The 12,938-nt window shown below is 72.0% G+C and carries 13 protein-coding genes; 4 read left to right on the top strand and 9 right to left on the bottom strand.

Features of this window, described 5'->3' with window-relative positions:
* Entirely contained in the window at window positions 1–1,365 is a 1,365-nt protein-coding gene (locus AB0E91_RS28225; protein WP_361787633.1) for a nitrate/nitrite transporter, read from the top strand.
* Window positions 1,366–1,381: 16 nt separating this feature from the next.
* Here the strand turns inward: AB0E91_RS28225 and AB0E91_RS28220 are convergent, their stop codons facing one another.
* On the bottom strand, window positions 1,382–2,755 hold the full coding sequence (locus AB0E91_RS28220; protein ID WP_361787631.1) for a Fic family protein: 1,374 nt from the start codon (window positions 2,753–2,755) through the stop codon (window positions 1,382–1,384).
* Between the two features lie 436 nt (window positions 2,756–3,191).
* Here AB0E91_RS28220 and AB0E91_RS28215 point away from each other — a divergent pair, with 436 nt between their 5' ends.
* From AB0E91_RS28215 to AB0E91_RS28205, 3 genes are all read left to right on the top strand, one after another.
* Entirely contained in the window at window positions 3,192–3,404 is a 213-nt protein-coding gene (locus AB0E91_RS28215; protein WP_361787629.1) for a hypothetical protein, read from the top strand.
* A 205-nt stretch (window positions 3,405–3,609) separates the two neighbouring features.
* Entirely contained in the window at window positions 3,610–4,035 is a 426-nt protein-coding gene (locus AB0E91_RS28210) for a DUF4259 domain-containing protein (protein ID WP_361787817.1), read from the top strand.
* A 240-nt stretch (window positions 4,036–4,275) separates the two neighbouring features.
* Window positions 4,276–5,130, top strand: a complete 855-nt coding sequence (locus AB0E91_RS28205) for a phosphotransferase (protein WP_361787627.1) — start codon at window positions 4,276–4,278, stop codon at window positions 5,128–5,130.
* A 139-nt stretch (window positions 5,131–5,269) separates the two neighbouring features.
* Here the strand turns inward: AB0E91_RS28205 and AB0E91_RS28200 are convergent, their stop codons facing one another.
* The 8 genes from AB0E91_RS28200 to AB0E91_RS28165 form a co-directional block, all read right to left on the bottom strand.
* Window positions 5,270–6,313 (bottom strand): sugar phosphate isomerase/epimerase, encoded by a 1,044-nt coding sequence (locus tag AB0E91_RS28200; protein WP_361787625.1) that lies wholly within the window; start codon window positions 6,311–6,313, stop codon window positions 5,270–5,272.
* An 88-nt stretch (window positions 6,314–6,401) separates the two neighbouring features.
* Window positions 6,402–7,715, bottom strand: coding sequence for a nucleotide pyrophosphatase/phosphodiesterase family protein (locus AB0E91_RS28195; RefSeq protein ID WP_361787623.1), 1,314 nt, complete (start codon window positions 7,713–7,715; stop codon window positions 6,402–6,404).
* A 197-nt stretch (window positions 7,716–7,912) separates the two neighbouring features.
* Entirely contained in the window at window positions 7,913–9,082 is a 1,170-nt protein-coding gene (gene eboE, locus AB0E91_RS28190; RefSeq protein WP_361787621.1) for a metabolite traffic protein EboE, read from the bottom strand.
* A gap of 3 nt (window positions 9,083–9,085) precedes the next feature.
* Window positions 9,086–10,021 carry a TatD family hydrolase gene (locus AB0E91_RS28185; protein ID WP_361787619.1) on the bottom strand — a complete coding sequence of 312 codons (936 nt, stop codon included), beginning with the start codon at window positions 10,019–10,021 and terminating at the stop codon, window positions 9,086–9,088.
* Window positions 10,021–10,719 carry an EboA domain-containing protein gene (locus tag AB0E91_RS28180; protein WP_361787617.1) on the bottom strand — a complete coding sequence of 233 codons (699 nt, stop codon included), beginning with the start codon at window positions 10,717–10,719 and terminating at the stop codon, window positions 10,021–10,023. Before AB0E91_RS28180 ends, AB0E91_RS28185 begins: the two co-directional genes overlap by 1 nt.
* Window positions 10,716–11,636, bottom strand: coding sequence for a sugar phosphate isomerase/epimerase family protein (locus AB0E91_RS28175; RefSeq protein WP_361787615.1), 921 nt, complete (start codon window positions 11,634–11,636; stop codon window positions 10,716–10,718). The genes AB0E91_RS28180 and AB0E91_RS28175 overlap by 4 nt, the downstream gene beginning before the upstream one ends.
* On the bottom strand, window positions 11,633–11,803 hold the full coding sequence (locus AB0E91_RS28170) for a hypothetical protein (protein ID WP_361787613.1): 171 nt from the start codon (window positions 11,801–11,803) through the stop codon (window positions 11,633–11,635). Before AB0E91_RS28170 ends, AB0E91_RS28175 begins: the two co-directional genes overlap by 4 nt.
* Window positions 11,800–12,831, bottom strand: a complete 1,032-nt coding sequence (locus tag AB0E91_RS28165) for an SCO3242 family prenyltransferase (protein WP_361787611.1) — start codon at window positions 12,829–12,831, stop codon at window positions 11,800–11,802. The genes AB0E91_RS28170 and AB0E91_RS28165 overlap by 4 nt, the downstream gene beginning before the upstream one ends.
* Window positions 12,832–12,938: the final 107 nt, after the last annotated feature.

Raw genomic sequence — 12,938 nt, 5'->3', positions numbered from 1 at the left:
ATGCCCACGACCAGCACCCACCCCGCCGGCTCACCGCGGCCGCTCGCGGTCGACGCACCGGCCGCCCTTCCCCGCCTGCTCCCCGGCCCCCGCCGCGAACTCACCGACTGGCGCCCCGAGGACCCCGTCTTCTGGGAGGCGGAGGGCTCCCGCACCGCCCGCCGCAACCTGCTGTGGTCCGTCCTCGCCGAGCATGTCGGCTTCTCCGTCTGGAGCCTGTGGTCGGTCCTCGTCCTCTTCCTCGGCCCCGAGTACGGCATCGACCCGGCCGGCAAGTTCCTGCTGACCGCCCTGCCCACCGCACTCGGCGCCCTCCTGCGCGTCCCGTACGCCCACGCCGTCGCCGTCTTCGGCGGCCGCACCTGGACGGTGGTCAGCGCACTGCTCCTGCTCGTCCCCGCCGTGACGACCGCCTTCGTGTTGGAGCCCGGCACCCCGTACGGCACTCTGCTGCTCACCGCCTGCCTCGCGGGGGTCGGCGGCGGCAACTTCGCCTCCTCCATGGCGAACGTCAACGCGTTGTACCCGCAGCGCCTCAAGGGCTGGGCCCTCGGCGTCAACGCGGGCGGCGGCAACCTGGGCGTCCCGGCCGTGCAGCTCGCCGGTCTCGCCGTCCTCGCCACCGTCGGAGCCGGTCACCCCCGGGTGCTGGTGCTGCTCTACGTGCCGCTCGTCGTCGCCGCCGCGGTGTGCGCCGCCCTCCGGATGGACGACCTGCGCCTGCCCCGGCCCCCCGGCCGGCTGCGCGCGCTGCTCGCGTGGCGGCACACCTGGCTCGTGTCCCTGCTCTACATCGGCACGTTCGGCTCGTTCATCGGCTTCTCGTTCGCCTTCGGGCAGGTGCTCCAGGTGCAGTTCGCCGACACGTTCACCACCCCGCTGAGCGCCGCATACCTGACCTTCCTCGGCCCGCTGCTCGGCTCCCTCGTACGACCCATCGGCGGACGGCTCGCCGACCGCTTCGGCGGGGCCCGGGTGACCCTGGCGACCTTCGCCGCGATGGCGGGCGGTGCCCTGCTGGCACTGGGCGCCTCCCGGGCCCACTCCCTGCCGCTGTTCGTGACGGCGTTCACCGCCCTGTTCGTCCTCAGCGGCCTGGGCAACGGCTCGACGTACAAGATGATCCCGACCCTGTGCCACGCCGCCGCACGGACCGGCCAGGACTCGGAGGCCCGCGCGTCGGCCCTCATCGGCTTCGCCGGCGCGGTCGGGGCCTTCGGCGGCGTACTGGTCAACATCGCCTTCCGCCAGTCCTTCCTGTCCGTGGGCAACGGCGACGCCGCGTACGTCGCCTTCCTCGCGGCGTACGCCGTCTGCGCGGGCGTCACGTGGACGGCGTACGTGCGCCCGCACCGGTCCGCCTGATGCCCGCGCCCACCCGCTACGCGTCGGGAGCGGCGGCGTTGCGCCTGCTCTCCGCGAGGTGGGTACCGATGTACCGGGCCAGAATCACCGCGTCCTCGGGTGCGTCGGCCCGGAAGGTGACGCGGCGCAACAGGCCGACCTCGTCCAGCGCGACGCCTTCGCGGGCGAGGACGAACACGAGGGTGAGGAAGGCGGACCGGGCGTTGCCGTCGTCGAAGGGATGGAAGAAGCAGACGTCGAGGTAGGCGCGGGCGGCCCTGGCCGTGAGGGAAAGGGGCCGCGTCGCGTCCGGGGCGCTCTCGGCCAGGCAGGTATCGAGGCGGGCGCGGGTGTCCGGGCCGATTCCGTACCGTTCCCGCCCCTGCTTGGCGAAGGCCGGCAGCTCGCGAAACTGCGGCAACTTCGTTGTATCCAGGACGTGTTGCTGCCAGCTCCGGAGCAGTCCGAAGTCGAGGGAGGCACCGCGCGACGCGTCGGCCCGCAGCAGGTCCAGGGCCGCGAGCAGGCCCTGTGCGCGGGCGGGGTCCAGGACCGCGTCGAAGCGGCGGATGTCTTCCGCCGCGCCATCGCGCGACGGGGTCACCGGCCCGTCCCCGCCACCGTCGGGAGCCTCGTGCCACGGCACGGTCCAACGTACGGTGAGCCACTGTTCGAGGTGATCCGGTGCGGGCCCGTCGGCGGGCCGTACGGAGTCGTCCGGCCGCAGCGACAGCGCGAGCCGTTCCGCGACGTCCTCCACCAGCACCGGGTCGGGGCCGGTCCAGCTCTCGAACCGGCCGCCGATCGCGTCGTCGACCAGCTCCCTCGCGCGCTCGGGCGCGACTCCCCAGCGGCTGAGGAACCAGTGGAGCACCTGATGGCAGTGTCCGTACCAACCGCTCCCACAGCCGGTGCGGTCGGTCACGTGCAGGATCAGGTTGCGCGCGGACCGCTCCCACAGAATCCGCTGCTCGTCGACGTCGGCCAGGTCCAACGGGTACGCGTCGAACCATCTGGCGAGACTCTCCAGCCACTCCCGCCACTCGCACAGTGCCGCGACGACACGGTCGAGCGTCTCCTCCGGCGTGGTGATCGAATCCCGGGGACAGCACCAGTTCCCGACCGGTCCTCCGTCGAAATCCCCTTCGTCGTGCCCCCAGCGCCAGCCCACGGTCCAGCGGCCGTACTGCTCGACGAGCGCGTGCGACACGGCGTCGGCCCACGGCCGGCCCTCGTCCCAGGCCCAGGCGCCCATCGCGGCTGCCCCGGAGGAGACATCGGGGCAGCCGGGCACCCGCCCCGCGGGCCCGAGCAACCGCACCACCCGCGCCGCCGACGCGCTGTCGAACGGATGCCGGGCGGGATCCGCATCGGCCCATGCCAGAGAACGGGGTGACAGATCGATAATCACCGCGCAAGCCTGTCATGACCACACAACGGTCGTTCAACCGAGTTTCGTCAGCACTACAACAGCCCGGCATCCACGGCTCGGTCGCGCACGGTTCGCAGGCTGATGCGCGCGCCTGTCTAGTCCTCGACGTGCCATTCGTTCATGCCTTGGCAGGTCTTGGTGCCCCGGGCCATGATGCCCGGCAGGGTGTTGTCGCGCGGGCGTAGAAGACGGTCTTGTCGGTGAGGGCCAGGTCGTTGAGACTGGAGTTTCTCGCGTGCCAACAGCATTCCGAGTCTGGCGAGTTGACTGGCGCTCCCTGCCGCTGCCATCCGGATCCAGTACGGGAGGCTGAGTGCCCGAGTTGCGCTGTGAGGCGGTTCGTTGGGTCGATGACGAGCCGTTTCCCGGCATCGTCGAGGTGCGGTTCGCCGACGCTGCGGGACAGCTCTGGTCCTTGACCGACAAGAGCCCGGTCTTCGCGCGGTTCGCCGAGCTGACCCCCGACTCGGTCTACCCGGTGGAGGTCGCGGTGGCGTGCGTGATCCGGGACGACGTCGAGGCGACGGCCGACGGCGACACCGTGACGGTCTCCACCTCACCGGACGGGGTGACGACGCCGGACGGCCGGGACACCTTCACCGTTCGACGCAACCAGCTCATCTCCTGAGCGCGAGGTCGTACGACAGGGCGATGCCGAGCGTGGCCTGTTGAACGCCGTTTCCCCCGGGTCGGCAGTCGGGCGGGGCGGTTTCGGTGGCGTCCGTGAATCGCCCTGGTTCGGCGTAGGGCTGGGGACTGCTCCCGTCAGAGCAGCGCTCATGTCAGTGCCTGCTGTCAAGATGCCCACGACCGCCACGATGCAGGAGAACGACATGGGCACTTGGGACGTCGGGCCTTTCGACAACGACACCGCCGCGGACTTCGCAGGCACCCTCGACGAGGCCGCCGCGGATACTCGCGCGGGCATCATCCGCGACACCCTCATACGGGTGATCGACACCGTGGGATACCTCGAAGCGCCCGAATCCGAAGAAGCCATCGCCGCAGCGGCCCTCGTAGCCGCACAACGCCCCGGAGGCGAGCCCACCGATCCCGTCTACGGGCCGGAAGAGCCGCTCCCCGACCTCACCGGCCTGCACGACCTCGCCCTTCAGGCACTCGACCGGGTCATGACCGCACCGTCCGAGCTGATGGATCTCTGGGACGAATCCGATGGTGGTCCCTGGCGAGCGAATGTCCGCGGCCTGCGGAACGTGCTCATGCCGAGACCGCCCGGAGAACAGCTCAGTCTGATCTGACACGTCGCAACCGTTGCTTGAGTCCTGTCCTGAAGACCAGCTCGAACCGTGCTTCTCTGCAGTGGAAACCTCGTTGCTCCCCTACCGCCCCACCTCGATCATGTGCCCATGGCGAGACGAGCAAGCACCGGGACCACCGGAGCTCCTGTGGCCGCAGGCGAGCGCGTGGACTGGTGGGCTGTTCCCTCCAGGGTGAGGGGCCGGGTCGAGACAGCCCTGGGCTCCCCTGTGGAGGACGCCGTGACCCAGGCCGGCGGCTTCTCGCCCGGTGTTGCCGCTCGCGTGCGCCTCGCCGATGGTCGGCGGGTCTTCGTGAAGGCGGTGGGTCCTGAGCCCAACCCCGAGACTCCTGACCTGCACCGGGCGGAGGCCAGGATCACTGCGGCATTCCCGGACACGGCTCCAGTGCCGTCACTGCTGATGGCCTTCGACATCGAGGGGTGGGTCGCCCTGGTCCTCGAAGACGTGGAGGGTGAAGCACCGGCTCAGCCGTGGCAGATGGACGAGCTCCACCGTGTCCTCGCGGCCGCTGCCGAGTTGTCCGTGCTGCTCGATCCATCGCCGATCGAGGCGCCGACGGTTGCCGCCCGTTTCGGTGAGAAGTTCCAGGGCTGGCGTCGGCTTTCCGCGGCTGCCACGCAGGGGGCGGACGACCTGGCGTGGCTCGACCCCTGGGCGCGGCGCAATCTGGGACGCCTGGTCGCTCGGGAAACCGTCTGGAGCGCCGCCGCGGCCGGGAGTGCCTTGATCCATGGTGATCTGCGTGCGGACAACATCCTGCTGACCGATGACCGCGTCATGGTGGTCGACTGGCCGTGGGCCGCGGTCGGCGCCTCGTGGTTCGACGTCGTGGCGATGGGCCCGAGCGTGATCATGCATGGCACCCCGGAGGCGATGAGTGTTCTCGATCAGCATCTCCGCGCTCGCGGCGCCGACCGCGAGGACGTGACCACCGTACTCATCGCCATGGCCGGCTATTTCCTTCACCAGTCCGCCCAGCCCCCGCCGCCGGGGCTGCCGACGGTGCGGGGCTTCCAGCGTGCTCAGGGTGAAGCTGCCCTGGACTGGGCACGTGAGCGGACACGTTGGGGATAGGTCAGGACGACTCCTCCGCCTCCACCATCCGCGTCCAGGACGCATCGACCTTGATTCTCGCGTCGGCAGGCGGGCGACACCGGACGCTCCGGTAGCCGTCCTGCCTGCCGACAAGTGGTCCTCCGGTGAGGTGCGTCGGTCAGCACTTCTCGCGCAGCGAGTGCAGGTATTCACTGGAGCGGCGCGCGAAGCGGAAGGAGTCGGTCGGGTTGTCGTGTTCGGCCTGCCAGTGGTGGGACTGGCGTCCGCCGCGCAGACGGGTGACGGCGGAGATGAAGCGCTGGTAGTCGATGTCGCCGTCGCCGACGTCCGTCATGCGGTAGCCGAACTCGTTCGAGGGGTCGCTCACGCCGTCCTTGACGTGGAAGAGGGGGTAGCGGTGGGGGTGGGCGAGGACGTAGTCGAGGGGTTCGAAGGGGGCCGGGGTGCCGTCGGGGCGCTTGGAGAAGCGGAACTGCCCTGCGTAGGCCCAGTAGATGTCCATCTCCAGGTACACGAGGTCGGGGTCGGTCTCGGCGAGCAGGACGTCGTAGAGGCGGACCTTGGGGTTGTCGGCGGCGAAGGCGAACTCGTCGGAGTGGTTGTGCTGGTAGAACTTCATGCCGCGCGCCCTGGCCGCGGCGCCGTAGGCGTTGAACTCCTGGGCGGCGCGCTTCCAGGCGTCGACGGTCGAGCCGTAGCGGAAGGGGCCGGACGCGGTGCCGATGTGCTTGAGGCCGAGGGCCTGGGCGTCGTCGAGGACCTGGTTGAGGTTCTGGGCGAAGGTGTAGGCGTTCGGGTCGTCGGAGTAGTAGCCGACGTGGCTGCCGATCGGGGTCAGGCCGTGGTCCCTGGCGAGGCGCTTGAGGCGGGCGAGGGTGATGGGGCCGGCCGAGCCCTGGGTGTAGCCGGCGAACTCGATCTCGTCGTAGCCGTACTGCTCCAGCTCGGCGAAAACGGGCGCGAAGCCGAGGGTGCCGACCTTGTCGCGCAGGCTGTAGAGCTGGATGCCGAGGCGGCCGGGAGGCAGGACGGGACGGCCCCGGCCGACGGCGGACGCCGCCGGTGCGGTGGTGGACGCCGAGGCCGGTCCGGCGGCGGCTCCCAGCAGCGCGGCGGCCGTGGCGCCCGCGGCAACGCCCAGCATGCCCCTTCTGGAGAGACGGTGGGCGAGTTCGGGGTCATTGTGCGAAATGCGGCTCATGCGGGAACTCCTGGGTGTGGGCGGGCGTTGTCGGTGGTGAGTGCTTCACTGGGGACCAGGTGCACAGGACAGATCCGATGACGGGTCGTCAGGTGAGGCCTGCGAGTCTGAGCAGGAGTGGTTTCACATCGGTGGCCGCGAGGCGGTCGCCCACGGCACGGGGGGTGGAGCAGATGAGGAGCGGACCGTCGTCGTCGCTCGCGGGAAGGCGTCCGTGGCTGCCCCGAATAGGTGACGGGTCGAGGGGTACGACCGCCATCCGGTAGCGCATGCCGAGCTTTTTGCGGGCCAGTGCGGCCGCAGCCTTGACCTTGACGTAGGGGTCGAGGGGGTCCATGAAGAGTTCGACCGGGTCGTAGCCGGGTTTGCGGTGGATCTCCACCAGCCGCGCGAAGTCGGGCGCCCTGGCGTCGTCGAGCCAGTAGTAGTACGTGAACCAGGCGTCCGGCTCCGCCACGGCAACGAGCTCGCCGGAGCGCGGGTGGTCGAGGTGGTGGGCCTTCTTGCCTTCGTCGTCCAGGAGTTGAGCGATGCCGGGCAGGTCGGCGAGGGCGGCCCAGGTGGCGTCGAGGTCCTCGGGGCCGCGCACGTAGACGTGGGCGATCTGGTGGTCGGCGACCGCGAAGGCACGGGACGCCATCGGGTCCAGGTATTCCATCCCGTCCTGTGTGTGCACCTCCAGCAGCCCGGCGCGGCGCAGGGCGCGGTTGATGTCGACGGGGCGGTCGGCCCGGGTGATGCCGTACTCCGAGAGGACGACGACGGTACGGCCTTCGGCGCGGGCGTCGTCCAGGAGCGGTACGACCGCGGTGTCCAGGTCGGCGGCCGCGGTCAGGGCGCGCGGGTCGTCGGGACCGTAGCGCTGGAGGTCGTAGTCGAGGTGCGGGAGGTAGCAGAGGGTCAGGTCGGGGTGGCGGGTGCGCTGGATGTGGCGGGTCGCGTCGATGATCCAGCGACTGGAGGCGAGGCCGGCGCCGGGCCCCCAGAACTGGAAGAGAGGGAACGTGCCGAACTTCGCGGTGAGTTCGTCGTGCAGATCGGGAGGCCGGGTGTAACAGTCGGGTTCCTTGCGGCCGTCGGCGTAGTAGACGGGACGGGGGGTGACGGTGATGTCGGTGTCGGCGCCCATGGCGTACCACCAGCAGATGTTGGCCACGGTGTAGCCGGGGTGGGCACGACGGGCGGCGTCCCAGAGCTTGTCCCCGGCCACCAGGCCGTTGTGCTGGCGCCACAGCAATACGTCGCCCAGCTCGCGGAAGTACCAGCCGTTGCCGACGATGCCGTGTTCGGAGGGCATGACGCCGGTCAGGAAGGTGGACTGGGCGGCGCAGGTGACGGCGGGCAGGACGGTGCCGAGGTGGGCGCGGGAGCCCTGGGCGGCGAGTTCGCGGAGGCGGGGCATGCGCTGAAGGAGACGAGGGGTGAGGCCGACGACGTCCAGGACGAGCAGGGGGGTCAGCCGACCCGACGCGGGCTGTGGCGGCGCCGTCGGTCGGTGGGGCGCGGGCTCAGGCGGGGTCGCGGGTCGGTGGGTTTCGGGCACCGGCCGGGGCGCCGGTCGGTGAGTCTCAGGCCTCGGCGGGGGCGCCGGTCGGTCGGTCACGGCAGCTCCTTCAGACCGAGGTCGGTGAGCAGGTCGCGGGCGAGGGCGAGTTCGGAGGCGATGCCGTCGGCGAGCTGGGCGCGGGTGCGGGGCCTGAGCGTGGCGGGGAGGGCCTGCCAGGTGTAGGTCTCGACCTCCAGGTGGCGGGTGAGCGGGTGCGGGCCGCCGACAAGGCGGGTCAGGGCGGCGCTGAGGACGGGAAGGGTGGAGGTGAGGGGCGCGGCGGGGGCCGCGTGCAGGGGGACGTGGACGTGGGTGCGCCACGGCGCGGTGTCGGGCAGGGAGCCGTCCTGCAGCGCCTCGCCGAGGTCGTCGGTGCCGCGTCGTCCGGTCGCGGTGAGCGTGCGGGTCTGGTGCAGGAAACGGGGCTCGACGAAGGCGGCGAGGGCCTCGCGGACCTCCGGGCGGTGCGGGTGCTCGGCGTGGAGTGCGGCGGAGAGCTGGGATTTGACGACCGGGACGCCGGCGTGGGCAAGGGCGTCCAGGGCGGTGTGCGGATCTTCGAAGGAGGTGGCGAGGTGGCAGGTGTCGACGCAGATGCCGATGCGGGGGTGCGCGATGTCGGTGAGGGGGGTGAGGGCGTCGGCCGTGGTCTCGATGACACAGCCGGGTTCGGGTTCGACGCCGACCCGGATGGAACGGCCGGTCATGTCGGCCAAGGCGTCGAGGCGTTCGCCGAGGGTGCGCAGCGCGGCGCGGGCGGTTTCCATGCGGGCCGGATCGGCGACGGTGCGCCAGGCGAGGGGCAGGGTGGAGATGCTGCCCTCGGGGATGTCGTCGGGGAGGAGTCCGGCGAGGATGCGGGCCAGGGCGGTGGTGTGGCGGAGCCGTTCGGGGTCGGCCCAGTCGGGCTTGTAGACGCGGTACTTGACCTGCTGGGAGCCGAAACCCTCGTAGGGGAAGCCGTTGAGGGTGACGACCTCCAGGCCGCGCCGGTCGACCTCGGCGCGGAGGGCGCCGACGGCGCAGGGGTCGTTCTCCAGGGCGAGGGCGGCGTCCTTGGCGAGCCAGAGGCCGATGCCGAGACGGTCACGGCCGAGACGGCGGCGGACGGGTTCGCAGTGGTCGCGCAGCTGGGCGACCACGGAGTCGAGGGTCTCGGCGGGGTGGACGTTGGTGCAGTAGGCGAGGTGGACGAGGGAGCCGTCGGGGTGACGGAAGCGCACGGGTCACTCCTCCCCGGCGGGTACGACGGTGGGGGCGGCGTCGATGGTGGGGGCGGCGTGGGCAGCGTCGGCGGCGTGGGGCGTCGTGTCCCGGGGGACGCCGCGCAGGATGGAGTTGCCCTCGTGGGTGGGCCCGGTCGCGGTGACGTCCAGGTCCAACCGCCCGCTGAGGCCGTAGAAGGCGACGGGGTTGCGCCACAGGACGAGGTCGACGTCGTCCTCGGTGAAGCCCTCCTTCAGCATCAGGTCGGCCACCCTGCGGGTCTTCAGGGGGTCGCTTCTGCCCCAGTCGGCGGCGGAGTTGACCAGGACCTGTTCGGGGCCGTAGGTGCGGAGGATCGCGACCATCCGTTCCTCGTCCATCTTCGTGTCGGGATAGACGGAGAAGCCGAGCCAGCAGCCGCTGTCCTTGGCCTCCTTGACGGTGGTCTCGTTGAGGTGGTCGACCAGGACGCGTTCGGGGTCGAGCGCGGACTCCCGGACGGCGTCGAGGGTGCGGCGCAGGCCGGTGAGCTTGTCCCGGTGGGGGGTGTGGACGAGGGCGGGCAGGCCGTGCTCGGCGGCGAGCTGGAGCTGGGTGGCGAGCGCGGTGTCCTCGGCGGAGGTCATCGAGTCGTAGCCGATCTCGCCGACGGCGACGACCCGGTCCTTGACGAGATAGCGGGGCAGTTCGTCGAGGACGGGGGTGCAGCGGGGGTCGTTGGCCTCCTTGGGGTTGAGAGCGAGGGTGCAGTGGTGGGCGATGCCGTACTGGGCGGCGCGGAAGGGCTCCCAGCCCAGGAGGGAGTCGAAGTAGTCGAGGAAGGAGGCGGCCGAGGTGCGGGGCTGGCCGAGCCAGAAGGAGGGCTCGACCACGGCGCGGACGCCTGCGGCGTGCATGGCCTCGTAGTCGTCGGTGGTGCGGGAGGTCATGTGGATGTGGGGGTCGAAGAGGCGCATCAGGACTCCTTGCGGTGGGGGTCGCGGTCGTCCGTGGAGTGCGGCGGCGGGCCGGGCTCGGTCAGGGCCAGGACGTGGTGCAGGTCCTCGGGGACGGGGCGGCCCGCTGCGGTGCGCTCGGCGGCGAAGTCGGCGAGCATACGGGCGAGTTCACCGTCACCTCGGGCACGCGCGGCGAGCTGGGCGACGCGGGCGACGGGTACGCCGGTGAACAGACACTTCAGGACGGCGTGCCGCCACAGGTGCGGCTCCAGATGGCGGGCGGCGTAGGGACCGACGGCGGCGGCCAGGAGCCGGGTGTCGTTGGTGCGCAGCGCGTCCTCGACGAGCGGAAGGGCGTCGGGGCCCGGTACGAGGTCGGCCAGCGCGAGCAGGACGGCACGGCGTTCGTCGGCGGTGCCCCGGTGGTAGAGGCGGGCAAGGTCGGCCGGGGCGGGACGGGCCACGTGCAGGAGGAGTGTCCGGGCGGTGTCGGCGTACGCGGGACCACATCGCCGACCGGCCTCGGCGAGGCGCAACTCCCAGGCGGACAGGGAGGCTTGGGGCGCGGCGGGATCGGCGGCTTCCTCCAGGGCGCGGTCCAGCCAGTCACGGGCGGGAGGTGCGAGGTGGGTCCGTAGGTCTTGGAACGGAGACGGCGGGCTTGCCTCGACGGGCGCGCTGTCGGGCGTCGGGGTGGTGTGGGAGGAGGTGGTCATGCGTTGCTCCCTTCGCCGGCGGGTGCGGCCGCCTGGAGGAAGGGCAGGGAGATCTCGGCGAAGTGGGGGCCGGCGTGGGAGTGGCGGGGCAGTTCGACCACGGTGAGGCCCCGGTAGGAGGTGGCGGCGAGGGCCGCGAGGACGGCGGGGAAGTCGATCTCACCATCCCCGAAAGGCAGGTGTTCGTGTCGGCCGCGCCGCATGTCCTCGATCTGGACGTGGCGTAGCCAGGGAGCGGCGGCGCGAACGCAGTCGGCGGGAGAGAGGGGTTCGAGGCACTGGCAGTGGCCGATGTCGAGCGTGAGGCCGAGGTGAGCGGGGTCGCCGAGGAGGTCGCGGAGGTGGTGGAAGTCGGCAAGGGTGGCGAGCAGGTGGCCGGGCTCGGGTTCGACGGCGAGGGGAACGTCGGCGGCGGTGGCGGCTTCCAGGACCGGGGTCAGCGCCCCGGCCAGCCGGTCCCAGGCCGTGTCCTCGTCCGTACCGGGCGGGAGCGTGCCGCTGAAGCAGTGCACGGCGTGGGCGCCGAGGTCGGCGGCCACCTGAACGGCGCGGATCAGCAGGTCGGCACGGCGTGCCCGGTCGGCGGGGTCGGGGGCGAGGAGGGAGGGGCCGTGTTTGCGGCGCGGGTCGAGGACATAGCGGGCCCCGGTCTCCACGGTGACCTCCAGGTCGAGCGCGGCCAGGCGGTGGGCGAGCCGCCGGGTGCGGGCGGCCAGGTCCGGGGCGAGCGGGTCCAGATGCATGTGGTCGAGAGTCAGGCCGACGCCGTCGTAGCCGAGGTCGGCGAGGAGGGCGAGGGCATCGTCGAGGCGGAGGTCGGCCAGGCCGTTGGTGCCGTAGCCGAAGCGGAGGGCGGCGGGGGCGGCGGGGGCAGTGGGCCGCTGGTCGCCGGTACGGGGCCGGGTCGCGGAGGTCATGCGGTGCTCACCTTCTTCGCGATGCGGACGGTGGGCGGGGACGGCGATACGGTGACCGGAACGAGATCGGCAAAGCCGCTGCTGCCGCGGAGAAGGCAGAGGACGGCACGGTCGGCGGGAGTGGCGACCCGCTCGCCCCCGGTGCGCGGCCGGATCACGGGCCTCATGTCACGCTCACCTTCTTCGCGAACCGTGCGGCAAGGGGGGCCAGGGCCGCAGTGATCACTGCGCTGAACGGCGCGGAGGAGCGGGCGCAGAGTGCGGCTTGGAGGGGGATGGTGGCGCGGATGCCTCCGCCGACGGCGCGTTGGGTGAGCGGAGGTGAGGGGTTGAGGGTGGCGTGGAGGTAGGGGCGGGCGGCGGTGGCGGCGTAGGCGAGGGCGCAGGCGGCGGGCAGGGTAGCGGGGGCAGATGACCGGAATGAGTGCAACTTGCCTACATTCAAAGGCTGTTGATCCCATGTGGACTTTCGGCTCAGCAGACGCGTCAGGACGCCGGTGGTGGCGAGTGCGGTCAAGGGCGCCAGTGGGGCTCCGCCCTCCGTCTCGTGGCGGGAGACCGCGGTGAGCGCGAGCGTGTGCGTGCCGAGGAGGGCGGCGGAGGGAAGTGCGGACCGGACGCGGCCCGAGGTGGCGGCGGCGCCGAGCAGGAGGTCGAGGGCGCGGGCCGTCGCCATCGCGGCGGGGCCCGCTGGGGTGCGCTTGAGGCCGAGGTCGTATGCCCAGACGGTCGCCGCCAGGGGCGCGGCGACGGCGAGCGCGGGGCGGCCGGACCGTGCGGCGAGGGCGAGGCCCGTGGCGGTCAGGGCGCAGGCCGCGGTGAGGGCGGCAGCGGGGCGGATGCGGCCCGAGGGCAGGGGGCGGTGCGGGCGTTCGACGGCGTCCTCGGCGCGGTCGGCCCAGTCGTTGAGGGCCATGCCCGCCTCGTACAGGCAAAGGGAGGAACCGATGGCCCACAGGACGCGGGGGCCGGGGCGGCCGGGGGCGGTGGCGCTTCCGGCCAGGAGGTCGCCGGGGACGGTGAACAGGGCGGGCAGACGGAGGAGTTCGGCCCAGACGGCGAAGCGGCTCCCCGTGCCCTGGCGGGGATGTGGGGACTCCGGAACGACAGGACGGTCCTCATCGGCAGGGGCGGCGCCGGGCAATCCCGTCCCGCGCAGAGCCTCGGGCCCGGACGCCGGGACTCCCTCGGGCATTCCCGCGCCGCCCCCGATTCCGGCCCTCGTCCCCACGAGCCCCCCGTGCGCCCCTTCTACCTCAGCCTTCCCGGACGTACTCCCGCCGCCTCCGCCCGCCGCAGCTC

The organism is Streptomyces sp. NPDC026659 (genome assembly GCF_040638245.1).
Taxonomy (GTDB): Bacteria; Actinomycetota; Actinomycetes; order Streptomycetales; family Streptomycetaceae; genus Streptomyces.
Note: the sequence above shows the minus strand (reverse complement) of the source record. Positions and strands in the feature narration are given on the sequence as shown.